Origin of the sequence: Brachybacterium paraconglomeratum (genome assembly GCF_039541415.1) — a bacterium.
Classification (GTDB): domain Bacteria; phylum Actinomycetota; class Actinomycetes; order Actinomycetales; family Dermabacteraceae; genus Brachybacterium; species Brachybacterium paraconglomeratum_A.
Genome location: NZ_BAABGE010000008.1, coordinates 165,026 through 187,501 on the forward strand (window position 1 = coordinate 165,026; position 22,476 = coordinate 187,501).

Consider the following 22,476-nt stretch of genomic DNA (forward strand, 5'->3'; position numbering starts at 1 on the left):
GAGGTTCTAAAGTTGCTTCATGTGGAGCGTCGACATCGAGCTGATCGCGGGATGGCTCGCTTCGCTGGATGAGGACTCGCAGGCACAGGTGGTCGCCGCCATCGAGATCCTGGAGGATCAGGGGCCGCACCTGGGTCGCCCCTTGGTCGACACGGTCAGCACGTCCCGTCACAAGAACATGAAGGAGCTCCGCCCAGGCTCTTCTGGACGATCAGAGCTTCGAATACTCTTCGCCTTCGATCCCACGAGGAACGCGATAATGCTCGTCGCTGGAGACAAGGCAGGCAGCTGGAAGCGCTGGTACCAGCGCAACATACCCGTGGCAGACGACCTCTTCGACGATCACCTCCGCACGCAGAAAGGAGAATGACGGACATGGCCATGACATTGAACGACTTCCTCGCCGAGCACCCGGTGGATCGCGCGCGCGTCGAGGAACACAAGCAGCGCTTGCTCGCCGAGGTGCGCGCATACCGTCTCCGCGAGCTCCGTGAAAATGCCGGGCTGACCCAGCAGCAGCTGGCCGACCGCATCGGTGTCTCTCAGCGACAGGTCTCCAAAATCGAGCACGGCGACCTGGAGAACGCCAAGGTCGGAACCATCCGCGGCTATCTCGAAGCCGTCGGTGGTGGGCTCTCGCTCGAGTACGTCACCGGCGACTCCAGGGTCCAGGTCGCCTGAGCGATGCGGTAGTGACCTCGAAGCAGGAGGCCATGACCATTGCGTCGCGTTGCGGCCGCGCGCTCCGCTTCGGCATCCACTCGATCACCCAGCCACGCGCACGCCGACTCGAAGCTACTTGCAACTACTCTAAAAAACTTCAAGTAGTTCCGAGACGGCCGCAGGGACGGAGTGAGTCCGATCCGCGGGCTCGCTCGACCGCAGGGCGTCAGGCGTTCCCGTTCTCGACCAGCACGCATCTGCTCTCAGTGATGACGTAGGTTTCGCCCGAGCCGCGTATCTGGGCCCGTGCGCAGGGCATCGCCGTCGGCGGGATCTCCGAGGGCGGTCGCCGCCACCACCACCGACTCGCTGCCCGGCGCGCCCGGATGCACGCCGCCCGGCCGATGCGGTCCGCGCAGCCCCGCCGGCCGCACCCACCCCGTCGGTAGCACTGGCCCCGTCGGCCACTCCTCTCACCATCACCACCGAGTTCCAGACCGCGCTCGACCACCTCCATGCCGGCCACCACCTGTTCCTCACCGGCAAGGCGGGCACCGGCCAGTCGACGCTGATCCGCCGCTACCTCGAGTCCTGGAGTGGGTCGGGTGAGGGTTGTAGCCCCGCAGACTCCTACCGAGCCTGGTTCACCGAGCTGCGCGAGCAGACGAAGACTGCCTTCGACGCGAGTGCCGACCCGTACCGCCTCGCCGGGCGAGGACAGGAGATCCCCGTCGGGCCTACAGCCAGCTGAAGCAGATCCGCGCAGGGGTCGGCGGAGTCCTTCTCTTCGAGCTGGTTCACCACAGAGCCGCACCGCCCTTGACCCCGCTCCGCCCCGAGACGACGATGCTGGGCAGGACGAGAGGACTGCCATGAGGATCGCGATCGCCGGGGGCACCGGAGTTGTCGGACGTCGAGCGGTCCAGGCCGCACGGGCGCAGGGACATGAGGTGGTGGTCCTCTCCCGCAGCGAGGGCATCGACGTGCTCTCGGGTGCCGGGCTCGAGGAGCACCTGGAAGGCGTCGACGTGGTCGTGGACGCGCTGAACACCCCGTCGCTCTCGCGCGAGAAAGCCACCGAGTTCTTCCGCACCACGAGCCGTCACCTGCTGGAGGCCGGAGCGCGCCAGGGCGTGGCCCACCATGTGGTGCTCTCGATCGTCGGCATCGATGGGATTGACGCGTCCTACTACGCCGGCAAGCTCGCCCAGGAGCGGGCCGTCGAGGCCTCCGGCGTTCCGCACACCATCGCGCGGGCGGCCCAGTTCCACGAGTTCGCCGAGCAGATGAGCGCCCGCACCTCCCTCGGCCCGCTCACGATCGCGCCGCGCCTGCTGGCCCGGCCCGTCGCCGCGCGGGAGGTGGGCGAGCACCTCATCCGGACCGCCGAAGCCGCCCCGACCGGTCGCGCGCAGGACCTGATCGGCCCCGAGGAGCACACGCTCGCCGACATGATCCGCCGCCTCTCTGCGCACGACGGAACCTCCCGGCGGGTGCTCGAGGCGCGCTTCCCCGGCGCCTACGGGCGCGGGCTCGCCTCCGGGGCGCTGCGGGGTGACCCCGCTGATGCCCTGGTCGGTGAGATGACCTTCGCGCAGTGGCTCCAGGAGGAGCACCGGGCGGGCTGAGCCCGGTGCCCGCGAGCGCTCAGCCCGCGCGCCGTGCCGCGGCGGCGTCCTGGGCGCGGGTGCGGATCCGAAAGATGCTGGTGCTGCCGCAGATGTACAGCGTGCGCCCGTCGGCCCCGCCGAAGCAGCAGTTGCCGACTTTCTCCGGCACCGGGATCTCGCCGAGCTTCTCGCCGCCAGGGGTGAAGACCTGGATGCCGCGGAGGGAGGAGGACCAGAGGTTCCCCTCCCCGTCGACGCGGAAGCCGTCGGGCAGGCCCGGGCTCACCTCCACCAGCGGGCTTCCGTTCTTCGCATGCCGCCCCTCGACCACGTCATAGGCGTGGATCGAGTGACCCCGGGGCCGGGCGGGATTCGGGTGGTCGCGGTCGGCCGGGGAGAGTGAGGAGTCCCCGACGTACAGGATCGACTCGTCCGGGGAGAAGGCGAGGCCGTTGGGCGCCTCGACATCGATGACGACGGGGCGCAGGGAGCCGTCGGTCGGATCGAAGCGGAACACGTACCGGTCCCCGTACTCCTCCTCCCCCGCATGCCCCTCGTCGGGTCGCTTGATGCCGTAGGAGGGGTCGGTGAACCAGATCGTCCCGTCGGACTTCTCGACCACGTCGTTCGGGGAGTTCAGCCGCGCGTCCCCGAAGCGGTCCACCAGGATCTCCGGCGCATACGGTGCGTCCGGCTCTGAGGCGGCCCGGTCGATCTGCACCGCCCGTCGGCCGTGAGAGCACTCGATGACCGCGCCGTCGCGGCCCAGGGTGCGGCCGTTGGTGTACTCGGCGTCGGTGCTGATCTCGGCGGTGGTGCCAGCGGTCTCCGAGTATTCGAGGACCCGGTTCCCGGGGATGTCGCTGAAGCGGAGCACGCCGCGGGACGGGATCCACGCGGGTCCCTCGACCCAGGTGAATCCGCTCGCGACCTTCTCCAGGCGGGCGTCGGGGGCCAGCAGGTGGTCGATGCTCATGGGGTGCCTCCGTCTACCGGGATCGCCGCTTTCACGCCCACCCCTTCCGCGCCGAGGTCTCCCCGACCCCGGCATTGAACATGTTCAGCGGGTCGAGCTGCTGGAAGTGCTGGATCATCGGCTCGGGTGCCGGGTAGATGCGCCCGAAGTTGTGCTCGGCGGGCACGGCGGCGCCGCGGTCCACGAGCAGCGCCGTCATCTCCTTCTTCAGCGCCACCGGGTCCACGCCCTTCTTCGCCACGTGGTCCTGGTGCAGCACGTGGCAGAAGAAGTGCCCGAAGTAGACGCTCTCCAGCAGCTGGTCGGCGATCTGTGGGGGCAGCACCTCGAGCCAGTCCTCGTCGTCCCGGCGCAACGCGACGTCGAAGGTGACCATCGCCGAGGCCTCGCTGCGGTGCATGACGAAGAAGCGGCTGGCGGCGCTGGCCACGCCGAAGCGGATCAGGGTGGCGCTCTCGGCTTCGTCGGCGTCGCACTCGAAGAACGCGCCCTCGTGCTCGGGCGCGGTGAAGAACTCCGTCAGCAGCTGCGCGGTCGCCTCCCGCTGGCTGCCGCTGACCACCAGCAGCAGGTGATGGGCGTACCGGTCGCGGTGCTCGACCAGGCGCGCCGGGAGCTTCTCCGGCACCAGGGCGAACAGCTTCTGGGAGATCGCGTCGGCCACCGACGGCCCCAGCCCCGGAACCTTCGCCAGGACCCCGTTCGCCCAGCTCTTCAGGGCGAACATGCGCACCAGGGTGCGGGAGCCGGCGTGCTTGAGGGAGACGTACGTGTCCTTCCCATACGTCACGGCCAGGTCGAAGGCGTGCGCGCTCATGTACTCCCCGGAGATCGGCAAAGGGGCGTCCGCGGCGAGGAAGGTGCGGCGCAGACCCTCGAGGTCCGCCGGACGGTCGGTGCCGATATAGAAGGTCGCCTTGTCCTTCTCGAGCGGGAACGTGCGGGTGCGCACCGCGAACACCATCAACTTCCCGGCGCAGCCCGAGGCCTCATGGAGGAAGGTCGGATCGGCGTTGAAGCGGGCCGGGGTGCCGGCGAGCTGGCGCACATGATCGGCATAGGCGGTGCCGGTCGAGTCAGGCGGCGGCGGGGTGACGTCGGCGGCCTCCCACTCGCCTCGCTGCAGCCGGTCCAGGATGTGCGTGGGGTCGGAACCGAGATCGATGCCCAGGTGGTTCACGAGCTGGATCTTCCCGTGCTCATCGACCCGCGCGAAAATCGCCTGCTCGGTGTACGCCGGGCCTTTGCGGATCTGGGTGCCGCCGGAATTGTTGGCGATGCCGCCCACCACGGTTGCCCCGATCGAGGTCGAGCCGATCACCGAGTGCGGCTCGCGCCCGTGCTGGGCGAGCGTCTCCTCGAGTGCGAAGAGGGTGGAGCCGGGCAGGCAGATCGCCTCACGGGCATCGTGGAGCAGATGGATCTGGTCGATCCGCAGCGTGGAGAGGATGACGATATCGCGGTCGTAGTCCTGATCGCCGGGCCCGGAGCCACCGGTGAGCCCGGTGTTGGCGGCCTGGGTGATGACGATCAGGTCGTGATCCACGCACACCTGCAGGGCGCGCCACATGTCCACCAGCGATCCCGGCCGCAGCACGGCGAGCACCTCGCCCGCCCCGAAGCGGTCACCCGTGGCGTAGGGGGCGGTCGCGCGCGCCGAGGTGAGGACGTGCTTGCGTCCCATGATCTGGGTGAAGGCCTCGAGTGCTTCCGATCCTCCGCGCGTTCGCCGTGCATGCATATCCGACTGCTCCCTCGCTGCGGTGGGGTCCGACGCGAGGAGCGCCCCGGACCGTCATGGGCTGCAGCCAGCGTAGCCTCCCGGCCGGCTACCCCTTGGGCATCCTGATCAGATCCTCGCCCTCCCTGGCAAAGACGAGGACGAACCCCTGCGGATGCTCGGGCACATAGTCGACGACGACGCCGGGGCCCAGGCCCGCGAGGCCGCTCTTCCACTGCTGGAGCTGGTCAAGATCCTCCTGGGTACCGCACGGGAGCCCATCGCGGCGCAGGCTCTCGCGCTCGAGCATCCGGAACATGTGCCGGCCCCGGTGCTCCTCGCGGACGTCCCAGGGAATGAGGGAGAGTGCCATGGTGATCAGCTCCGTGGAGTCGAGGGTCAGCACCATTGATACTCCACGGGTGTGACAACCGGAGCGGAGATGGTTCCCCGTCCACGCCCGCGCCGTCACGCCCCGCACCAGCTAGGGTGCACGGACATTCCACGACGAGGGAGACTCATGGCAAACCCCATCTTCCTGGCAGAAGAGGCCGACGAGCAGGAGTTCCTCGCCGCCTACGATCCGGCGACGACTCCTACGTACCGCTCGGAAGCGGCCGGGGACACAGTCCTCTTCGGCGCCCTCGTGAACCCCGACCTTGACGCTCGTGTCGCGATCACGAACAGGCTCCTCGATGACGGCGCAGATCCGGGCATCGTTACCCACAGCGGCGTGACGGTCCTGCACGTCCTCCTCACGAACGATGAGTTCGAGCCGGAGCAAGATGCTCAGCTGCTGCGCCGCCTCCTTGCCGGAGGAGCGCCGATCAATCGGATCGATTCGAAGCGCGGTGCCCCGCTCGCCATCCTGTTCGACAACTACATGCTCGAGGACGATGAGGCCGAGCCGCTCTATGAAGCCTTCTTCGAACGCCCCGATCTCAACCTCGACGCACGCGGGAACATGGGACTCCGGACCGTGCGGGAATCGATCGAGATGGCTGCGCAGAATCGTCCCCTCCCCCACCGGATGATGCTCGACTACGAGAAGCGGAAGAGCGATCTCCAGGAGTGAGCCGCTGGCGACTCACCAGGTCACACCTCGACGGTGACGCCACCCTCCGCCCGGCTCACGCACGCCATCATCACGTCGCCGCCTCGCATTCGTGCTCCTCACTCCGGCCGTGGCGTGCGCCGGGCTCTTGGCCGTTTCGCAGGTCAACGGGGCGAACGTCATCGAACTCCGGATCCTCGGCCCCCGTGGACGGTTCACCGATCAGCCCCTCGTTCCGAAGGATGCCTGGCTGGAGGGCCTGGTCAATGCCGTCGTGCACCGCAACTACTCGATGGCAGGGGGCCACATCCGCGCGAGCATCTTCCCCTCGCACATCGAGATCGAGAGTCCCGGCCGCTTCCCCGGGCTTGCAGATCCCACCAAACCCCTGGACATCGTCGCGGCAACCGGACACTCCCGCCCCTGGGCGCGCGCGCTGCTCGAAGAGATGCGCGCGAGCGGTGTGGTCCGCTGGGAAGGCAAGGCGCCTCGCGACCCACGTGCTACATGGTCACTCCGATGAGGAGTGGGGTCGCCATCGGCGTCAGCTCGAATCTAATCGCAACTACTCTAAATTTCTTCGAGTAGCTTCGAGCCCGGCGCACGAGCGGCGCAGCCGATCGCGAGGCACGGTGTCAGATCAGCCCGGCAGGAAACGCGACAGCGATGGCAGCCAGGAGATCATCCGAGCGCCAGCATCCCGGCGACCATCACCATCGTCACGGCCACCACCCCGTCGAGCACCCGCCAGGACCTTGCACTCGACAGCACCCGCCCTAACCCTCGAGCTCCAAACCCCAGCGCCGTGAACCAGATCGTGCTGCCGACCACCGCCCCCAGGGCGAACAGCCACGCCTGTGCGCCGTGGGTGGAGGCGATGGAGCCGAGCAGCAGCACGGTGTCGAGGTAGACGTGCGGGTTCAGCCAGGTGAGCGCGAGCGCGGTGGCGACCACGGCGCCGAGCCCGCTCCCGCGCCCGGCCCCGTCGGCCTGCAAGGATTCACCGCCGCGCAGCGCCCGGCGCGCGGCGAGCGCCGCGTAGCCGAGGAGGAAGGCGACGCCGGCCCAGCGCGCGGCGACGACCACCTCGGGCACGGCCCGCACCAGGGCGCCGAGCCCGCCGGCCCCGGCCGTGATGAGCACGGCGTCCGAGGCGATGCACACGGCCACCACGGGCAGCACGTGCTCGCGTCGGATGCCCTGACGGAGCACGAACACGTTCTGGGAGCCGATGGCGATGATGAGGGTGAGGCCGGCGAGGAGGCCGTGCAGTGCAGCGGTCACCCGCTTGACGTTAGAGCCACCAGTGATGAAGCACCAGCGAGCATTCCTGCACCACCTGAAGCTGTGCTTCATCTACGCTCTGGGGATGCGCATCGATCCCTCCCTCGCGGAGACGCTTCGCCTCGTCGCCGAGGAGGGCACGCTCGAGGCCGCGGCCCGGCTCCAGCACATGACCCCGTCGGCGGTGAGCCAGCGGTTGAAGCTGCTCGAGCAGCAGCTGGGCCAGCGCCTGCTGGTGCGGGCGAAGCCGGTGCGGCTCACTCCTCCCGGCGAAGTCGTGGTGCGTTTCGCCCGCGGCCAGGCGCTCCTCGAGCAGGAGGCGCGGGCGGCGCTCGGGCTCGAGGCGCAGGGCGAGCATCCCCGGATCGGGATCGCGGTGAACTCCGACTCGCTCGCCACCTGGTTCGTGCCGGCGCTTGCGATGTTCGCCCGGGAGCATGACGCACAGCTGGAGCTGCAGCGCGAGGATCAGGACGAGACCGCGCGCCTGCTCACCACCGGTGCGGCCCTCGCGGCCGTGACCTCGGCGCCGTCGGCCCCGCCCGGATATCGCTCCCTGCCGCTGGGCAGCATCGTCTACGTCGCGGTCGCCTCCCCCGCGTGGCGGGAGCGCTGGGCCGGGAACACGAGCGGTCCCGTCGGCCCGGAGGTCCTCGCCCGGGCCCCGCGGATCGACTACGACGCGAGCGATGACCTGCAGGCGACGTGGCTGCGCAGGCAGGGCGTGGATCCTGCGCTCGCCCCGCGCCACCTGGTGCCCTCCACCCACGAGCTTGCCGATGCGGTCGTCGCCGGGCTCGGCTGGGGGATGCTGCTGACCATGCAGGCCGAGCCCCTGCTCGCGAGCGGCGAGCTGATCGCGCTCGGCGGGGACCCGGTCACCTCTGCCCTGTACTGGCAGGTGGCGAAGACGCCGTCGGCCCTGCTCGAGGCGCTCACGGACGCGGTGCTCGACACCGCCCGGCGAGAGCTCGAGCAGGGCTGATCGCCCTGCGCCTCACTTGATCCCGGTGCTCGAGATCCCCTGCACGAACTGCCGCTGGAACGCCAGGAACACCACCAGGATCGGCAGCACCGTCACGGTCGCGACTGCCATCACGGCGCCCCACGGGGAGGCGAAGGCCGGGTTGTTCGTGAGCGTGGACAGCGCCACCGGGACGGTGAGGCTCTCGTTGCCCTGCAGCACCACCATCGGCCACAGGAAGTCGTTCCACCGCGCCATGAAGGCGAGGATCACGAGCACCCCGATGAGCGGCCCGCAGGTGGGCAGCACCACGGAGAAGAAGGCCCGGAACTCTCCGGCGCCGTCCACGCGGGCCGCCTCCACGAGGGCGTTGGGCACGGCGAGCATGAACTGGCGGGCGATGAAGATGCCCACCACGTCGAAGGCCGTGGGCAGGATGACCGCCCAGGGCGAGTCCACGAGCCCCAGCCGCGCCACCACCAGGAACGAGGGCACCAGGGTGACCTGGATGGGGATCATGATGGTGATGAGGAACGCCGTGTACAGCAGGCCCTTGCCCATGAAGCGGTACTTCGCCAGCGCGTAGCCCGCTCCGAGCGAGACGCACACGGAGATCGCGGTGGTGACCACGGCGATGAACGTCGAGTTCGCGATCCAGCGCCACACGGGCTGGGTGGAGAACACCTCCGAGAAGTTCGCGAAGCTCGGCTCCGCAGGCCACAGGTAGAACTCGGAGCTCTGCGACTGCCCGCCCGGGGTGAGCGCGGAGATGACCATCCAGTACAGCGGGAAGATCATCAGCAGCGCGAGGGTGGCGAGCACGGCGAACAGCAGCCAGCGGCGGGGCGACGTGCGCGCCCGGCGTGCTCGCGCGGGCGAGGTGGGGGTCGTCGTGGCCGGCGACGCTGCCGGGCCCAGGGTGGTGCTCACAGGAAGCTCTCCGCTCTCTTGGACGCCTGCTGTCGCAGCAGGGTGAAGACCAGCAGGATTCCGACGAGGACCAGGCCGAGCGCGGCGGCGTAGCCCATCTGGCCGTCCTGGAAGGCGGAGCGGAACACGTACTGGATGAGGACCGTGGTGGAGAAGCCCGGGCCGCCACCGGTCATCACGTAGATGACGTCGAACGCCTGGATCGAGAACACCACGTTGAGGATGAGGAGGATGGAGGTGGTGGGGGTGAGCATCGGGACGGTGATGGAGCGGAAGCGTGCCCAGCGCCCCGCGCCGTCGATCGCCGCGGCCTCCTTGAGCTCGGAGGGGATCGACTGCAGGGCGCCGAGGTAGATGACCATGCAGAACCCGATCCGGGTCCACACCACCACGAGGATCAGGGTGAACATCGCCATCGACGGCGAGGTCAGCCACGGGATCCGGTCGATCCCCAGCAGAGCGAGGGCGTTGTTGGCGACGCCGTAGTCGACGTTGAAGATCCAGGACATGATCACGCCGACCACCACGCCTGCGGCGACCATGGGGACGAAGAACATCGCCCGTAGCACTCCGCGGCCGGGGAGCGGGCGGTTCAGCGCCACGGCGAGCGCGAGGCCCGCGGCCATCGCCGTGGGCACGGTGCCGATCGTGAAGATGAGCGTGTTCAGCAGCGCGGTGCGGAACAGAGCGTCGGAGCCCATCTGGGCGTAGTTGTCCAGGCCCACCCACTGGCCCTCGCCGAGGGTCTGGGTGTCCTGGAAGCTGAGGGTGATCGCGATGATGATCGGGATCAGGGAGAAGGCGGCGAACAGCAGTGCGGCCGGGCCGATGAAGAGGTATGGGGTCAGGCGGGTGCGCCTGTCAGCGGGACGTGACACTGAGCATCGCCTCCATCATCTGGGCCGAGGCCTCCTGGGGCGTGAGCTGCCCCAGGAAGCACAGGTCGAGGTAGTCGGCGAACACGGTGTTCAGCGAGCTGAAGTACTCGCCCGACTGGGCCTTCACCATCGACAGCGGGATCGTGGTGCCCTGGTCGATGAACTGCTGCATGACGTCCTCGTGGTCGGCGTAGCCGATGTCCTCCGCACTGAGGGAGGTGCGGGAGGGGATCCAGTTGCCGTGGTGGCAGAACTCCTGGATGTTCTCGCGGCTGGTCATGTAGGCGACGAGCTCCGCCGCGAGTTCGGGATGCTTGGTGGACCTCGTGACGGCGAGGGTGTTGCCGCCGAGGTCGGAGGCTTCGCCGCTGTTGCGGATCATGGGGGCGGTCCCCCATTCCCCTGGCATTGCCTCGTCGAACGCTGCGATCGCCTCCGGGTTGGTCAGCGCCATGCCCACCTGCCCGGTGGTGAACAGGTCGAAGTCGACGTGCCCGCCACCGGACTTGCTCATGTTGCTGGGGCTGACCAGCCCGTCGGCGTACCACCGGCGGCCGAAGGCGAGCGCTTCGATCGCCTCGTCGGAGTCCATGGAGGGGGTGAGTCCGTCCTCGCCGAGGAATGCGCCGCCGTTCTGGTAGATCAGCGGCATCCAGCGGTAGGCGGTGTCCGGGCCGCTCCAGCCGTAGGAGAAGGCGTAGTTGCCCGTCGCCTTCTTCACCTCGGCGGAGACCTCCAGGAACTGCTCCCAGGTCCAGGCGTCCGCGAGCGCCGTCGGGGGCTGCACCCCGATCTGCTCCATCACCGCGCGGTTGTAGTAGGTGATGAAGTTGTCGGTGTGCTGGAAGACGCCGAAGATGCCGTTCTGCCGCTGGCCGATCGCCCAGAAGGGTTCGCTCCAGTCCTGCTGGTAGTCGGCAGGGATCGCCTGGGAGAGATCGAGCAGGCTGCCGTTGGCGGCATACCGGCCGATCTGCTGCGGGGTGATGCGGATGATGTCCGGGGCGAGATCCGCGGCGAGCCGCGTGATGAACCACTGATGGAACGAACCCGTCGTCACCTCCACGGCGACGGACGTTCCCGGGTGGTCTGCGACGAAGCGATCGGCGATCGCCTGGTACGACTCGAGGTCGATGGGGATGTTCCACGACGAGAGCCGAAGGTGCTGGGTGCCGGTGTCCTGGCCGCTGCATGCGGCCAGGGCACCGGTCACCGAGATGCCGGCGACCGCCAGGATCTGGCGGCGTCCGATCTGCGGGGGTCTCACGAATTCACTCTCCTTTGAGCGACGAACGACGGGGGTGGATCAGTGCTGCTGGAGTCGCTCCGGCAGCCGGTCCGCATGCGCCGCGAGCAGCTCATCCGTCATCGCCCGGGCGTCCTCGAGGGTGAGCAGAGCGGCGGTCAGCGGATCCAGCGCCACGGCGTGGTGGACGTTCTCCACGGTCCCCTCGAGCGCCGCGCGCACGGCGAGGGTCTGCACGTTGACGTTGGTGCGGTTCAGCGCAGCGAGCTGCGGCGGGAGGTCGCCGATGGCAGTGGGCTGGATGCCGCGGGCGTCGACCAGGCAGGGCACCTCGACGCAGGCGTCGTCCGGGAGGTTCGTGATCAGGGCGCCGCCGTTGGGCACGTTGCCGTGAACCACGCTCGGGGTGCCGGAGACGATCGAGTTCGCGATCTGCGCGCCGTACTCGACGCTCGGGGCGAGCTCGGCCTTGAGCTTCGTCAGCTGCGTGTCGATGTCGCCCTGGTCGTCATGGGCTGCGCAGATCTCGTAGTAGTCCCAGCGCTCGGGGATGAACTCCCGGGCCAGCTCGGGGGTCTTTCGGAAGTAGGGCAGGTACTCCGAGGCGTGGTGGCTGGACTCGGTCTGGAAGTAGCCGAAGGCGTTCATGATCGAGGTGCGCACCTGCTCGTTGCCGCCCTCATAGGTGCTGGCTGCGTCGGCCGCCTCCGAGTGATCGCCATCGTCACCGGCGAGGTCTTCGGCGCCGCGGCCGCGCTGGTGCTTCGCAGCCATCACCTCGCGAACCTGCGGGTACAGGTCCTCCTGGCCGCGGCTGAACTCAAGGATCCAGGCCTGGTGGTTGATGCCGGCGCAGCGGTAGGAGATCTCGTCGTAGGGCACGCCCAGGGTGCGGGCGAGCATGCGGGTGGTGCCCTGCACGCTGTGGCACAGCCCCACGGTGCGCAAGCCCTTCGCGTTCAGGTACGCGGTGGCCATCGCCATGGGGTTCGCGTAGTTGATGAAGGTGGCGTTCGGGCACACCTCGAGGGCGTCGGCCGCGATCTCGTCGTAGGCGGCCACGGAGCGCAGGAAGCGGAACACACCGCCGGGGCCCACGGTGTCGCCGACGGTCTGGTCGATCCCGTACTTCCGCGGGATCTCGACGTCGTGCTTATAGGACTCCACTCCGCCCACCTGGAAGGTGATGATCACGATGTTCGCCCCCTCGAGCGCCGCGCGGCGATCGGTGGTCTCCTCGACCGTGGTCGGGAAGCCGTGGTGGTCCACGAGCTCGCGGGTCGCGGCGGCGACGGGGCCGAGCTTGTCGGGGTTCACGTCCATCAGGGTGAGAGTCGAATCGCGCAGCGCGGGGAAGGAGAGGATGTCCCCGATGAGCCGGAACGGGAACACGAAACCGCCGGCGCCGATGAGGGTGATCTTGGGATTCTTCACGAACGTCGTTGTCATGCCCCCACGCTAGAGCCGCACAGGGTCGGAGGTCTCCCGGGATCGTTGGCGAAAGTTCCAGGATCCTACGGTGTATCCTGCCGGCGATGGTCTACCGTGCAGGCATGACACAGTGGCCGCTCAGCGACGCAGTCGAGGAGATGCCCGCCGGCCTCTGGATCCGCCGCGGGCCCCCACCGCCGATGTTCTCGATGCACCGCCACGACGACGTCGAGATCAACGTGGTGCTCGACGGCCAGCTGCACTACCTCTTCGGCGGGCAGCCGCTGACGATCCGCGAAGGCGAGATCGCCGTGTTCTGGGCCGCCCAGCCCCACGGCCTCGTCGATTCCCGCACCGGCGACATGTGCTGGGTGCACGTCCCCTTCAGCATGTTCCTCTCCTGGGGCCTGCCGGAATCGCAGACCGCTCCCCTGCTCAGCGCCCAGCCGCTCATCACCCACGCCCCCGACCTCGCACTGCGCATCGCGCACACGGCCGAACGGTGGGGCGAGGAGGTAGGAGGGAGCGAACCCGGTGGCGGAGAGAACGACGCGGACGACAGCGCCCAGATCGCGCTGCTCGAGATCCAGGCGGCGGTGCGCCGGATCCTGCGCGCCTCCTCCCTCGCGCACCCCGAACCTCCCGCCGACGGCGCAGGCTCCGTGCCAGCCGCCCGGCTGCGGCAGGTCAGCACCATGGCGCAGCACGTACGGGAGAACCACCGCTCACCGCTCGCGATCGCCGACATCGCAGCCTCCGTGCACCTCACTCCCTCGCACGCGATGACGGTGTTCCGCCGCACCGCCGGGGTCACCCTCGGCGACTACGTGACGATGTGCCGGGTCGCCGAGGCGCAGCGGCTGCTGCTGACCACCTCGCTGCGGATCACCGAGATCGCCGACGCTGCAGGCTTCGGCTCGCTCAGCAGCTTCTACGAGCACGTGAGCGCGGCGTGCGGGATGACGCCGCGGGAGTATCGGCGCCAGGGGCGGTGAGTTCCCGCCGCGGAGGACGCCCTGGCCGCTCTCTTCCCGCATCTCGGCACCAGATGCCTCTGAAGTCGTCGGCGACACGACAACGCCGCGACCGGCGAGTACGTCAGCAACCCCGTCAGCACCCTGGCGCAAGAAACTGTCGGCGTCTACTGTCACGCCATGAACGTCGTGCGAACGCTCCAGGACGGAGCCCGAGACCGATGACCGCTGAGGCCGCCATCACCGTCACCCCGATCGTCGTCGTCGAGCTGCACGTCGAGGGCGAGATCATGCCCGTCTGCGTGCACGTCATCGACCACCCTGCGGGCAGGATCCTGGTCGACACCGGCATGACGGTGCCGCACCCGGCGGTGGTCGCCGCCTTCGATCCTCTCCTCTTTCCCCTGAACGAGCAGGACTTCGATGTCGCCGGCATCGACATCGTCGTCAACACCCACCTCCACGCGGATCACTGCGGCGGAAACCACCTCTTCACCGGACGGCCTATCTACGTGCAGCGCCAGGAGCTCGAGGACGCCCACAGCGAGGACGGCTACACGATTCGCGAGTGGGTCGACGCTCCCGGACTGCAGTACGTGGCGGTCGACGGAGAGCTCGAGCTCCTTCCCGGCATCCGGCTGGTCCCGGCGCCGGGCCATACCACCGGGTCGCAGATCGTCGTGATCGAGACCGGGGCGCGCCCCGTCGTGATCTGCGGCGACACCGCGGTGTGGTTCGGCGAGCTGGACGAGCCGCACACCGACGGACAGCGGCTGATCCGCGCGCTCGACCCCGAGGAGGTCTGGCTCGCGCACGTGCACGAGCCGTGGCGACCCGCTGCCGACCGCGTCGACAGGCCCGGGGCGCCTGCGTAGCGACATGTGCGCACGATGTCGCCGGTTCTCGTCGTCGAGGTCGGCGGACGCACGCGCGACGGCATCGCTCGACCGGACGGTTCAGCTCACGAACGACTCTTCTTCCTGGCAGGCACCTCAGGCTCCCCGAGGGAGAGCATGAGCCGATTGGCCCAGTTGAAGAAGGCGGCGCCGTTGATGACGTCGACGATCTCCGCATCGCTGAGGCCGGCCGCGCGCAGGCGCTCGATCTGCGCGGGTCCGAAGTCGAGCGGGAGGTGGGTGAGGACGTCGGCGGCCTCGGCGATCGCGTTCCACGCCTCGGAGCCCAGCTCCGCGCCGACGCCCTCGTCGAGCAGGCGCTGCACATCATCGTGGCGGCCGGATTCACGGGTCGCGGCAGCCGAGTGCACGGAGGCGCAGTAGATGCAGCCGTTGGTGCGGGAGGTCGCGGTCGCCGCGAGCTCTCGCTCCGCGCGGCCGGCCCCGCCCTCGGTGTTGAAGAAGATGTCCTGGTCGGTGAGGGTGCGGGTGCGCAGCGCGTGCGGATCCCGTGCGAGCAGGCGGAAGTACGGGGAGGCGCGGCGGAAGTCGTCCAGCAGCGCGGCGTCCTGTTCCGCGGTGAGGTCCTCGCGCTCGACGGGCTCGACCCAGGGGACCCAGCCGAGGCTGTCCTGGGTGAAGGTCTCGGGGCGGGTCATCGGGTCTCCTCCGTCGTCGGGATGGCGTGCGTGGTGGGCGCGGGGTGCGTGGGGGGCGCGGGGTTCCCGGCGAGAACGGCCAGTCCGTGGGCGACCCGCAGTTGGAAGGTCAGGAAGGAGACCAGCTGGGAGAGCGTCACGATCCCGTCGGCGTCCCAGCCGGCCGCTTCGAGGGTGCGCAGATGAGAGGGTTCGGCGTCCCGTGGGCGCTGCACGAGCAGCTCGGCGTGGGCGAGCCCCGCGTCGAGGTGCTGCTCACCGGTGGAGCGGCCCGCGGCGATCAGCTCCGCCAGGTCCTCGTCCTCATCGCGCAGGTTCTCGAGGTACAGCTCGGCGGCGGGGCCGGGCCCGTGCAGCTGGGCCACGTAGGCGGCCACGGCGTAGCGCTCGCGCAGCGGGACACTGCCGGGATCGGCCGGTTCCAGCAGCGCCTCGTAGCTGCGCTGCGCATTCTCGCGGGCCTGGGGGCGCAGGGAGCGCAGGCGGGCGATCTGCCCGCCCTCTCCCTCCCCGGCGAGGTGGTCGATGACATCTACGGCGTCGACAACAGGGTCGCTCATGCGGCTGGTCCCTTCGGGGTGGAGATGGCGTGGTCGGTGGGGGGCGCCGACGAGGGGTCGCGGTGGGCGGTGCGCAGGGCCTCGGCGGCCTCGGTCCCGGTCGCGAGGCCGACCTGCGGGGCGACCTCGGTGGCGAGCAGCTCGAGGCTGCGCAGGGTCATCTCGTGCGGGGCGGCGATCGAGTGGACCTGGAAGGACACGTCGGTGGCCTGCGGCAGCGTCGCATCGGCCGCGAGGCTCTCGGAGACCTCCTCGACTGTGCCGACATGGGTGTCGGTGACCGCGATGAGCTGCGCGAGGGTGGCGCCCGCGGCGTCGAAGCCCGGCTGGAGGGCGGCGAGCTCCCGCAGGCCCGGCTCGGCGAGCTCGAGAGCGCGGGGGCGGTCCGCAGAGTCGACGACGAGCGCGGTGCGGGAGGCGAGGATCCGCGGAGACGCACCGTCCGGGAGCGCTGCCAGGTAGGCCTCGATGATGGGCAGCTGGAGCTCGTGGAGGGGACGGTCGTGCTCACCCTCGGGGCGGGGCTGAGTGCGGGAGAGCAGCAGGCCGTCGCCGGTCTCCCCAGCACGCCTGCCGCCGTCGACCGAGAAGGTGGCCTGCCAGATCCGCTGCCCCAGGTCACCGGCAGCGGGATAGATCCTCGAGTCGGTGCCGCGCACTCCGCGCCCGGCGAGGGCGTCGCGCAGCACCTCGAGATGATCGGCGAAGATCTCCCGGCGGGCACTCGGGTCCCTGCCGAAGGCGGGGAAGGAGCCTGGGGTGCCGCCGGCGGCGATGCCGAGCTGGACCCGTTCGCCGCTGAGGGCATCGAGCACGGCGGCGTCCTCGGCGACGCGCAGCGGGTCATCGATCGGGAGAGTCACCACGGCGGTCCCGAGGGCGATGCGCCGAGTGCGCTGGGCTGCGGCGGCGAGCAGCACGAAGGGCGAGGGCAGCCCGCCCTCGTGCTCTCCGAAGTGGTGCTGGGCCACCCAGGCGGAGGCGAAGCCGAGCTCGTCGGCGCGGGCGATCTGCTCGAGTGCGAAGCGGTAGCGGTCCGCGGCGGGCGCCTCCTCGAGCAGGCGGGTGAACAGGCCCAGACGGGGTCGGGTCATGATGCGGTGATCTCCTCGGGGGATGCGGTGCGGCGGTGCGCGCCAGGGGCCGACTCGTGAGGAGCCGGCATACTGCGGCCGGACTCCGCTCGGTCCGTCGTGGCACGGTGGTGGTGGCCCCAGGCACGCTCGGTGCCGGGGATCGCGGCGAGCAGCTGCCGGGTGTACTCGTGGTGCGGGTCCTCGAGGACCCTGCCCACCTCCCCGCTCTCGACCTGCTGGCCTCGGCGCATCACCGTGACGGTGTCGGCGACCTGCCGGACCACGGCGAGATCGTGCGAGATGAACACGTAGGTCAGCGCCAGTTCGTCCTGCAGGCGGGCCAGCAGCCGCAGGATCTGCGCCTGCACGGTGACGTCGAGCGCGGAGACCGCCTCGTCGAGCACCACCACCTCGGGCTGCAGGATCAGCGCGCGCGCTATCGCGACCCGCTGGCGCTGCCCGCCCGAGAGCTCCCGGGGGCGCCGGGTCGCGACCTCTGGCGGCAGGGCCACCAGCTCGAGGTGGTGCAGGGCGGCGGAGCGGCGCTCGGCGCGGTTGCCGCGACGGGTGTTGCGCAGCGGCTCCTCGAGGATCTCGGAGATCGACTGCCGCGGATCGAGCGAGCCGAAGGGGTTCTGGTGGACCAGCTGCACGGTGCTGCGGAACTCCCGCAGCCGCTTCCCGGTGCCGAGCTGCGTGACCTCCGTGTCGCCCACCAGGACGCTGCCGGAGGTGGGGGCGCGGAAGCCCGCGATCGCGCGGCCGGTGGTGGTCTTGCCCGAGCCGGACTCCCCCACCAGGGCGTGGGTGATGCCGCGCGGGATCTCGAAGGACACGTTGTCGACGGCGACGAAGGGTTCGCCGCTGCCGCGCCGGTGGAACTCCTGGCGCAGGTCGCGGACCCGCACCAGGGATGCCTCGCCGGCGGTGGGCCGGTGCGGAGCCCGGTCGACGATCTGCCGCAGGGAGGGGGCGTCCGAGAGCAGGGTGCGGGTGTACTCGGCCGACGGGGCCGCGAGCACCTGCGCCGTCGGCCCGGCCTCCTCGACCGTTCCGCCGCGCAGCACCACGAGGGAGTCGGCGCGGTCCGCCGCCACGGCGAGGTCGTGGGTGATCAGCAGGACGCCCGCGCCGGTGGCGACACGCAGCTCGTCGATGAGATCCAGGACGGTGGCCTGGACGGTGACGTCCAGGGCGCTCGTGGGCTCGTCGGCGATCAGCAGCTCGGGCTCCAGCGCCAGGGCGGCGGCGATGAGCACGCGCTGACGCATGCCGCCGGAGAGCTCATGCGGGTACTGGTGGGCGCGGGTCGCGGGATCATCGAGGCCCACGCGTTCGAGCAGCTCGATCACCCTCGCCTCGATCCGCTCCCTATCGCGCCAGCCGTGGATTCGCAGCGGGTCACCGACGCTCGCGCCGATCGTCCGCACCGGGTCCAGGGAGCTGGTGGGGTCCTGCGGGATCAGGCCGATGCGGGTGCCGCGCAGCTCGCGCCAGGCCCGCTCGGGGAGGCCCACGAGTTCCTCGCGCACCCCGTCGGCCCCGGTGAGCGCGATGGACCCACCCGTGACGGCGCCGTTCTCGGCGAGCAGGCCGATCACGGCCTGGGCGGCGCTGGACTTGCCGGAGCCGGATTCACCGACCAGCGCGGTGACGGAACCGCGGGCGACGCTCAGGTCGATCCCGCGCACGGCCTCGACCTGCCCGCGGCGGGTGCGGTAGGCGATGCGCAGCCCGGTGACGTTGAGCAGCGGCTGGGGCTGCGTGGTGGTCATGCGCTCTCCCCCTGTCCGATGGCGCTGCTGAGGCGGTTGGTGGCGAGCACGACGGCGGCGACGACCAGGCCCGGCAGCAGCGTGAGCCACCAGGCGGTGGCGACGTAGTCGCGGCCCTCGGCGATCAGCAGCCCCCACTCGGGGGTGGGCGGCGGAGCACCGTAGCCGAGGAAGCCGAGGGTGGAGATCTGCAGGATCGCCGAGCCCAGCTGCAGCGCGGCGAGCGCGATGACGGGGGCGGCGGAGTTGGGCAGGATGTGGCGCCACAGGATCGCCGGCAGCGTGCCGCCGGAGCCGAAGGCCGCTTCGACGTACTCGCTGCGGCGCACCGAGATCACCCGCGAGCGGCTCAGCCGCGCGAAGGTCGCGATCGAGGTGATGCCCACGGCGATGGCCGCGTTGGTGGTGCCGAAGCCCAGCAGGATCACCACCGACAGCGACAGCAGCAGCCCGGGGATCGCGAGCAGCACGTCGACCAGGCGCATGAGCGCCTCCTCGACGAAACCGCCGACAGAACCTGCGATCACGCCGAGGGTGGTGCCGACGACGAGTCCGACGGCGACCGCGACCACGGCCGCGGTGATCGAGTGCGAGGCGCCGTGGACGACGCGGGCGAAGACGTCGCGCCCGGTCGCATCGGTGCCGAACCAGAACTCGGCGCTCGGGGCCTGCAGGGAGGCGCCGACGGAGGCCGTCGGGCTCTGGGCAGTGAACACCCCCGGCAGCAGCGCCCAGGCGAGCGCGGTCAGCAGCACCAGGGCGGAGAGCACGACGCCGGGGCGCAGGGCGGCCAGGCGTCGAGCAACGAGGCGCAGTGCAGAGAGACGGGGGGCGCGGGCCGGAGCGCCGGGGCCGGCCGGGGCTCCGGGACGGGTGAGGGACTGGGTGCTCATCGGGCGGCCACCGCCGCTCTGCGGGTCGGGGCGGCGGCGTCCGAGCGCCGCAGCCGTGCGTCGAGGACCGGGTAGAGCAGGTCCACGACGAGGTTGATCAGGACGAAGACGACCGTGGAGATGACCACCACGGCCAGCAGCACGGGGGTGTCGCGGGCGGCGACGGCCTGCGCGGTGAGCTGGCCGATGCCCATCCGCCCGAACACCGCCTCGGTGACGACGGCGCCGCCCACGAGCTCACCGAACAGGAGCCCTGCCATGGTCAGCGCGGGCAGCATGGCGTTGCGGGCGACGGTGCGGCTCAGCAGCCAGGTGTTCGTGGCGCCGCGGGCGCGGGCGACGGACACGAAGGGCTGGGCGAGGACCTCGTCGATCGAGCGGATCAGCACCTGGGCGAGCGGGGCCGCGATCGGGATCGCGAGGGTCGCCACCGGCAGGATCAGCGACTCAATCGGGCCGGCGTTGAGCACCGGGACCAGGCCCAGCTGGAAGGAGAACACCTGGATCAGCACGATGCCGATCCAGAACACCGGCAGCGAGACCATCAGCGGCGGCAGTCCCCGCAGCAGGTTCCGCAGGGCGCGGGCGGCGCGGTGGCCGCGCAGCCCGGGATGGGTGGCCGTGACCGCGATGACCACGGCGAGCACCACGGCGCTCACCAGGCCGAGGGCGGCGAGGGTCAGCGTCGAGGGCAAGGCCTCGGCGAGCAGGGCGGAGACCGCCGCACCGCTCTGGATCGAGTAGCCGAGATCCCCGCGCAGGAAGGAGCCGGCGGTCTCGAAGAACTGCACGAGTTGGGAGCGGTCCGCCCCGTAGGCGGCGCGGATCTCGGCCAGCTGCGCAGCGGTCAGCCCCAGATCGGGGTTGCCGTAGCGGGCCAGGACCGCATCCCCCGGGAGCGCGGCGAGCAGGATGTAGGCCCCGATGAACGCGAGCACCAGCACCAGGAGCGCGCCGCCGATGCGGCGCCGGACGTAGGCCATGGCGGCGCCTCAGCTCGCGAGCCAGGTGTCGTAGAAGCTCGGGCGCGCCACGGACTCGGTGGAGAAGCCCTGCACCGCGTCGACGTGCCCGAAGACCTGCGGCTCCTCGAACAGCGGGAGGATCAGCGCCTGCTCGGCGAGGTGGGCCTGCGCGGCGGCGGAGGCCTCGGCGCGACCCTCCTCGTCGGGCGTCGAGGCGATCTGTGCGAACAGCGCATCGAGCTCCTCGTCACCGACGGTGCCGTCGGGATGGCCGTTCAGCAGCGCATTGCGGTTCTCCGAGGAGAACTGGGACTTGATGACGTCGTAGTCCGAGCGGGCGACCATCGAGTGATAGACCTGCACCTCGCCGGGCTCGGCGCGTGCGGCGTCCTGGGTGGCCTGATCGCCGGGCAGCAGCTGCACGTCGATGCCGAGCGCGGCGAGCTGCTCCTGGATGAGGGTGACGACCTCGCGCGAGCGCGGCTGCGGGAGCGCCTCGTTGAAGGTCAGCGTCAGCGGTGCGCCGTCCTTCGTGCGGGTGCCGTCGGCCCCCACCACCCAGCCGGCCTCATCGAGCAGCGTGGCCGCCAGCGCGGGGTCATGCACGTAGTGCTCGGAGGTGTCGACGTAGCCCAGCGCCTTCGCCCCGAGGGCGCCGGTGGCGAGCGGGTAGTTCGCGGTGAACAGGGTGTCCACGATCGCCTGGCGGTCGATCGCGGCGATCAGTGCCTGGCGGGTGGCGATGTCCTCGAGCGCGGGATCGCGGAAGCGGAAGCTGAGGGAGTTGTTCACTCCATTGGTGGGCGCGGCGTAGAGCACCAGGCCGTCGGCCTCGAACTGGGGCTCGTCGGGCGCATCGATCTGGCGCGCGATGTGGGCCTGGTTCGAGGTCACGGTGCCCACGCGCACGCTCGACTCGGAGGCGACGAGGTAGACGATCTCGTCGAGATAGGCGCGGCCCTCGTGCCCGAGGGAGGCCGGGGCCCAGTCGTAGTCCTCGCGCACGGCGAGGGTGATCTGGGTGCCGATCTCCTCGGCCGAGACCACGAACGGCCCCGAGGCGATGAGGTCCGCCGCGTTGCCGGGACCGAACTGCTCGCCCGAGCGGTCCAGGGTCGCACTCGAGAGCAGGCCCGAGTTGATGGTCGAGACGGCCTGGGGGAAGCCCGGCGACGGAGCGGAGAAGAAGAACTTCACCGTGGTCGCATCGACGACCTCGCCGCGGTCGTAGTTGTTGATCGCCTCGGAGACGGTCAGCGCCCGCTCGGGATCGCCGATGCCGTAGAGGTCGAAGTTCTTCACCACGTTCTCGGCGTCGATCGGAGTGCCGTCGGAGTAGCTCGCACCCTCCCGCAGCGTGAACGTGTACTCGGTGGCGTCCTCGTTGACCTCGGGCAGGGCGGTGGCGATCCACGGCTCGAGCGCAAGGGTCTCGGGGTTCTGATAGAGCAGGCGGTCGGTGAGGTTGTTGATCAGGCCGCCGTTGGGGTAGAAGCCTCCGGCCGGCGGGTACAGGGTGGTCCAGGTCTGCGGCTCGAGGTAGGTGAGCGTGCCGCCCTGCTGTGGCTCGCCGGCCGCTGCGCCGTCGCCTGCGCTGCCCCCTCCACCGCAGGCGGCGAGCGCCATCGCAGCAGGAAGACCGAGACCGAGGGCGAGAGCGGAGCGACGTGAGAGGGAGAGCATGGCGAGTTCCTCAAGGAGCAAAGGGGCAGGGCGCCCCGACGGTGCGGATCGGGTGGCTCCAGTGGAGCACGTCGACCAAAGATGACCTAATGGTCGGCCATAGTGCGAAACATGTATAGGCGAGTCCAGGGGCTGGCCAGTGGCATACGCCACTCCAGCGCCCATGCCTATACTGGCTCTTCACAGATGAGGGTGTAGGAGCTGGCGGCGCGGCGGTGTCGGGATAGACGTCGAGGTCT

The 22,476-nt window shown here is 70.1% G+C and carries 23 protein-coding genes; 8 read left to right on the forward strand and 15 right to left on the reverse strand.

What is annotated here, in order from left to right; translation table 11 throughout:
- Positions 1 to 19 precede the first annotated feature (19 nt).
- The 3 genes from ABD893_RS13610 (at position 20) to ABD893_RS13620 (ending at position 2,291) form a co-directional block, all read left to right on the forward strand.
- A complete protein-coding gene (locus tag ABD893_RS13610) occupies positions 20 to 370 on the forward strand; it encodes a type II toxin-antitoxin system RelE/ParE family toxin (RefSeq protein ID WP_345081248.1) in 351 nt (116 codons plus the stop codon).
- Between the two features lie 5 nt (positions 371 to 375).
- Entirely contained in the window at positions 376 to 681 is a 306-nt protein-coding gene (locus tag ABD893_RS13615) for a helix-turn-helix transcriptional regulator (RefSeq protein WP_345081251.1), read from the forward strand.
- An 854-nt stretch (positions 682 to 1,535) separates the two neighbouring features.
- Positions 1,536 to 2,291 (forward strand): SDR family oxidoreductase, encoded by a 756-nt coding sequence (locus tag ABD893_RS13620; protein WP_345081254.1) that lies wholly within the window; start codon positions 1,536 to 1,538, stop codon positions 2,289 to 2,291.
- A 19-nt stretch (positions 2,292 to 2,310) separates the two neighbouring features.
- Here ABD893_RS13620 and ABD893_RS13625 read toward each other — a convergent pair whose 3' ends face one another.
- The 3 genes from ABD893_RS13625 to ABD893_RS13635 all read right to left on the reverse strand — a co-directional run bounded on the left by ABD893_RS13625 (position 2,311) and on the right by ABD893_RS13635 (position 5,378).
- Positions 2,311 to 3,249, reverse strand: a complete 939-nt coding sequence (locus ABD893_RS13625; protein ID WP_345081257.1) for an SMP-30/gluconolactonase/LRE family protein — start codon at positions 3,247 to 3,249, stop codon at positions 2,311 to 2,313.
- A 31-nt stretch (positions 3,250 to 3,280) separates the two neighbouring features.
- On the reverse strand, positions 3,281 to 4,990 hold the full coding sequence (dld, locus tag ABD893_RS13630; protein WP_345081260.1) for a D-lactate dehydrogenase: 1,710 nt from the start codon (positions 4,988 to 4,990) through the stop codon (positions 3,281 to 3,283).
- Between the two features lie 88 nt (positions 4,991 to 5,078).
- Positions 5,079 to 5,378, reverse strand: coding sequence for a hypothetical protein (locus ABD893_RS13635; protein WP_345081263.1), 300 nt, complete (start codon positions 5,376 to 5,378; stop codon positions 5,079 to 5,081).
- 111 nt (positions 5,379 to 5,489) lie between these two features.
- Between ABD893_RS13635 and ABD893_RS13640 the strand changes: the two genes are divergently transcribed.
- On the forward strand, positions 5,490 to 6,044 hold the full coding sequence (locus tag ABD893_RS13640; protein WP_345081266.1) for an ankyrin repeat domain-containing protein: 555 nt from the start codon (positions 5,490 to 5,492) through the stop codon (positions 6,042 to 6,044).
- Positions 6,045 to 6,171: 127 nt separating this feature from the next.
- The gene (locus tag ABD893_RS13645; protein ID WP_345081268.1) at positions 6,172 to 6,546 is read left to right on the forward strand and encodes a hypothetical protein; all 375 of its coding nucleotides are present in this window, start codon (positions 6,172 to 6,174) and stop codon (positions 6,544 to 6,546) included.
- 158 nt (positions 6,547 to 6,704) lie between these two features.
- Here ABD893_RS13645 and ABD893_RS13650 read toward each other — a convergent pair whose 3' ends face one another.
- Positions 6,705 to 7,307 carry a LysE/ArgO family amino acid transporter gene (locus ABD893_RS13650; RefSeq protein ID WP_345081270.1) on the reverse strand — a complete coding sequence of 201 codons (603 nt, stop codon included), beginning with the start codon at positions 7,305 to 7,307 and terminating at the stop codon, positions 6,705 to 6,707.
- Between the two features lie 85 nt (positions 7,308 to 7,392).
- Here ABD893_RS13650 and ABD893_RS13655 point away from each other — a divergent pair, with 85 nt between their 5' ends.
- Positions 7,393 to 8,292: an ArgP/LysG family DNA-binding transcriptional regulator gene (locus ABD893_RS13655; RefSeq protein WP_345081273.1), complete on the forward strand. Its 900-nt coding sequence runs from the start codon at positions 7,393 to 7,395 to the stop codon at positions 8,290 to 8,292.
- A 12-nt stretch (positions 8,293 to 8,304) separates the two neighbouring features.
- Here the strand turns inward: ABD893_RS13655 and ABD893_RS13660 are convergent, their stop codons facing one another.
- From ABD893_RS13660 to melA, 4 genes are read right to left on the reverse strand one after another with little or no spacing between them, the layout of a single operon-like run.
- Positions 8,305 to 9,201: a carbohydrate ABC transporter permease gene (locus ABD893_RS13660; RefSeq protein WP_345081276.1), complete on the reverse strand. Its 897-nt coding sequence runs from the start codon at positions 9,199 to 9,201 to the stop codon at positions 8,305 to 8,307.
- Positions 9,198 to 10,079, reverse strand: coding sequence for a carbohydrate ABC transporter permease (locus ABD893_RS13665; RefSeq protein ID WP_345081279.1), 882 nt, complete (start codon positions 10,077 to 10,079; stop codon positions 9,198 to 9,200). The genes ABD893_RS13660 and ABD893_RS13665 overlap by 4 nt, the downstream gene beginning before the upstream one ends.
- On the reverse strand, positions 10,063 to 11,346 hold the full coding sequence (locus ABD893_RS13670) for an ABC transporter substrate-binding protein (protein WP_345081282.1): 1,284 nt from the start codon (positions 11,344 to 11,346) through the stop codon (positions 10,063 to 10,065). The genes ABD893_RS13665 and ABD893_RS13670 overlap by 17 nt, the downstream gene beginning before the upstream one ends.
- A 39-nt stretch (positions 11,347 to 11,385) precedes the next feature.
- Positions 11,386 to 12,774: an alpha-glucosidase/alpha-galactosidase gene (gene melA, locus ABD893_RS13675; protein ID WP_345081284.1), complete on the reverse strand. Its 1,389-nt coding sequence runs from the start codon at positions 12,772 to 12,774 to the stop codon at positions 11,386 to 11,388.
- A 104-nt stretch (positions 12,775 to 12,878) separates the two neighbouring features.
- On the opposite strand from melA, the gene ABD893_RS13680 reads away from it, so the two are divergent.
- On the forward strand, positions 12,879 to 13,751 hold the full coding sequence (locus tag ABD893_RS13680) for a helix-turn-helix domain-containing protein (protein WP_345081287.1): 873 nt from the start codon (positions 12,879 to 12,881) through the stop codon (positions 13,749 to 13,751).
- A gap of 200 nt (positions 13,752 to 13,951) precedes the next feature.
- The gene (locus ABD893_RS13685; RefSeq protein WP_345081290.1) at positions 13,952 to 14,605 is read left to right on the forward strand and encodes an MBL fold metallo-hydrolase; all 654 of its coding nucleotides are present in this window, start codon (positions 13,952 to 13,954) and stop codon (positions 14,603 to 14,605) included.
- A gap of 86 nt (positions 14,606 to 14,691) precedes the next feature.
- Here the strand turns inward: ABD893_RS13685 and ABD893_RS13690 are convergent, their stop codons facing one another.
- The 7 genes from ABD893_RS13690 to ABD893_RS13720 are packed head-to-tail and all read right to left on the reverse strand — an operon-like array spanning position 14,692 to position 22,237.
- Entirely contained in the window at positions 14,692 to 15,285 is a 594-nt protein-coding gene (locus ABD893_RS13690) for an alkylhydroperoxidase domain protein (protein ID WP_345081293.1), read from the reverse strand.
- Positions 15,282 to 15,845, reverse strand: coding sequence for a CMD domain protein (locus tag ABD893_RS13695; protein WP_345081295.1), 564 nt, complete (start codon positions 15,843 to 15,845; stop codon positions 15,282 to 15,284). Before ABD893_RS13695 ends, ABD893_RS13690 begins: the two co-directional genes overlap by 4 nt.
- Positions 15,842 to 16,939 carry a putative FMN-dependent luciferase-like monooxygenase gene (locus ABD893_RS13700; RefSeq protein WP_345081298.1) on the reverse strand — a complete coding sequence of 366 codons (1,098 nt, stop codon included), beginning with the start codon at positions 16,937 to 16,939 and terminating at the stop codon, positions 15,842 to 15,844. Before ABD893_RS13700 ends, ABD893_RS13695 begins: the two co-directional genes overlap by 4 nt.
- Entirely contained in the window at positions 16,936 to 18,696 is a 1,761-nt protein-coding gene (locus tag ABD893_RS13705; protein ID WP_345081301.1) for a dipeptide ABC transporter ATP-binding protein, read from the reverse strand. The genes ABD893_RS13700 and ABD893_RS13705 overlap by 4 nt, the downstream gene beginning before the upstream one ends.
- Positions 18,693 to 19,589, reverse strand: coding sequence for an ABC transporter permease (locus ABD893_RS13710; RefSeq protein ID WP_345081304.1), 897 nt, complete (start codon positions 19,587 to 19,589; stop codon positions 18,693 to 18,695). The genes ABD893_RS13705 and ABD893_RS13710 overlap by 4 nt, the downstream gene beginning before the upstream one ends.
- Positions 19,586 to 20,572, reverse strand: coding sequence for an ABC transporter permease (locus ABD893_RS13715; RefSeq protein ID WP_345081307.1), 987 nt, complete (start codon positions 20,570 to 20,572; stop codon positions 19,586 to 19,588). The genes ABD893_RS13710 and ABD893_RS13715 overlap by 4 nt, the downstream gene beginning before the upstream one ends.
- A 9-nt stretch (positions 20,573 to 20,581) precedes the next feature.
- Positions 20,582 to 22,237, reverse strand: coding sequence for a TIGR04028 family ABC transporter substrate-binding protein (locus ABD893_RS13720; protein WP_345081310.1), 1,656 nt, complete (start codon positions 22,235 to 22,237; stop codon positions 20,582 to 20,584).
- Positions 22,238 to 22,476: the final 239 nt, after the last annotated feature.

Coding starts and splice junctions, on each gene's coding strand:
- ABD893_RS13610 (WP_345081248.1), top strand. CDS start 20: ATGTGGAGCGTCGACATCGAGCTGATCGCGGGATGGCTCGCTTCGCTG.
- ABD893_RS13635 (WP_345081263.1), bottom strand. CDS start 5,378: ATGGTGCTGACCCTCGACTCCACGGAGCTGATCACCATGGCACTCTCC.
- ABD893_RS13680 (WP_345081287.1), top strand. CDS start 12,879: ATGACACAGTGGCCGCTCAGCGACGCAGTCGAGGAGATGCCCGCCGGC.
- ABD893_RS13620 (WP_345081254.1), top strand. CDS start 1,536: ATGAGGATCGCGATCGCCGGGGGCACCGGAGTTGTCGGACGTCGAGCG.
- ABD893_RS13615 (WP_345081251.1), top strand. CDS start 376: ATGGCCATGACATTGAACGACTTCCTCGCCGAGCACCCGGTGGATCGC.
- ABD893_RS13715 (WP_345081307.1), bottom strand. CDS start 20,572: ATGGCCTACGTCCGGCGCCGCATCGGCGGCGCGCTCCTGGTGCTGGTG.
- ABD893_RS13655 (WP_345081273.1), top strand. CDS start 7,393: ATGCGCATCGATCCCTCCCTCGCGGAGACGCTTCGCCTCGTCGCCGAG.
- ABD893_RS13640 (WP_345081266.1), top strand. CDS start 5,490: ATGGCAAACCCCATCTTCCTGGCAGAAGAGGCCGACGAGCAGGAGTTC.
- ABD893_RS13625 (WP_345081257.1), bottom strand. CDS start 3,249: ATGAGCATCGACCACCTGCTGGCCCCCGACGCCCGCCTGGAGAAGGTC.
- ABD893_RS13690 (WP_345081293.1), bottom strand. CDS start 15,285: ATGACCCGCCCCGAGACCTTCACCCAGGACAGCCTCGGCTGGGTCCCC.
- dld (WP_345081260.1), bottom strand. CDS start 4,990: ATGCATGCACGGCGAACGCGCGGAGGATCGGAAGCACTCGAGGCCTTC.
- ABD893_RS13705 (WP_345081301.1), bottom strand. CDS start 18,696: ATGACCACCACGCAGCCCCAGCCGCTGCTCAACGTCACCGGGCTGCGC.
- melA (WP_345081284.1), bottom strand. CDS start 12,774: ATGACAACGACGTTCGTGAAGAATCCCAAGATCACCCTCATCGGCGCC.
- ABD893_RS13685 (WP_345081290.1), top strand. CDS start 13,952: ATGACCGCTGAGGCCGCCATCACCGTCACCCCGATCGTCGTCGTCGAG.
- ABD893_RS13710 (WP_345081304.1), bottom strand. CDS start 19,589: ATGAGCACCCAGTCCCTCACCCGTCCCGGAGCCCCGGCCGGCCCCGGC.
- ABD893_RS13695 (WP_345081295.1), bottom strand. CDS start 15,845: ATGAGCGACCCTGTTGTCGACGCCGTAGATGTCATCGACCACCTCGCC.
- ABD893_RS13720 (WP_345081310.1), bottom strand. CDS start 22,237: ATGCTCTCCCTCTCACGTCGCTCCGCTCTCGCCCTCGGTCTCGGTCTT.
- ABD893_RS13700 (WP_345081298.1), bottom strand. CDS start 16,939: ATGACCCGACCCCGTCTGGGCCTGTTCACCCGCCTGCTCGAGGAGGCG.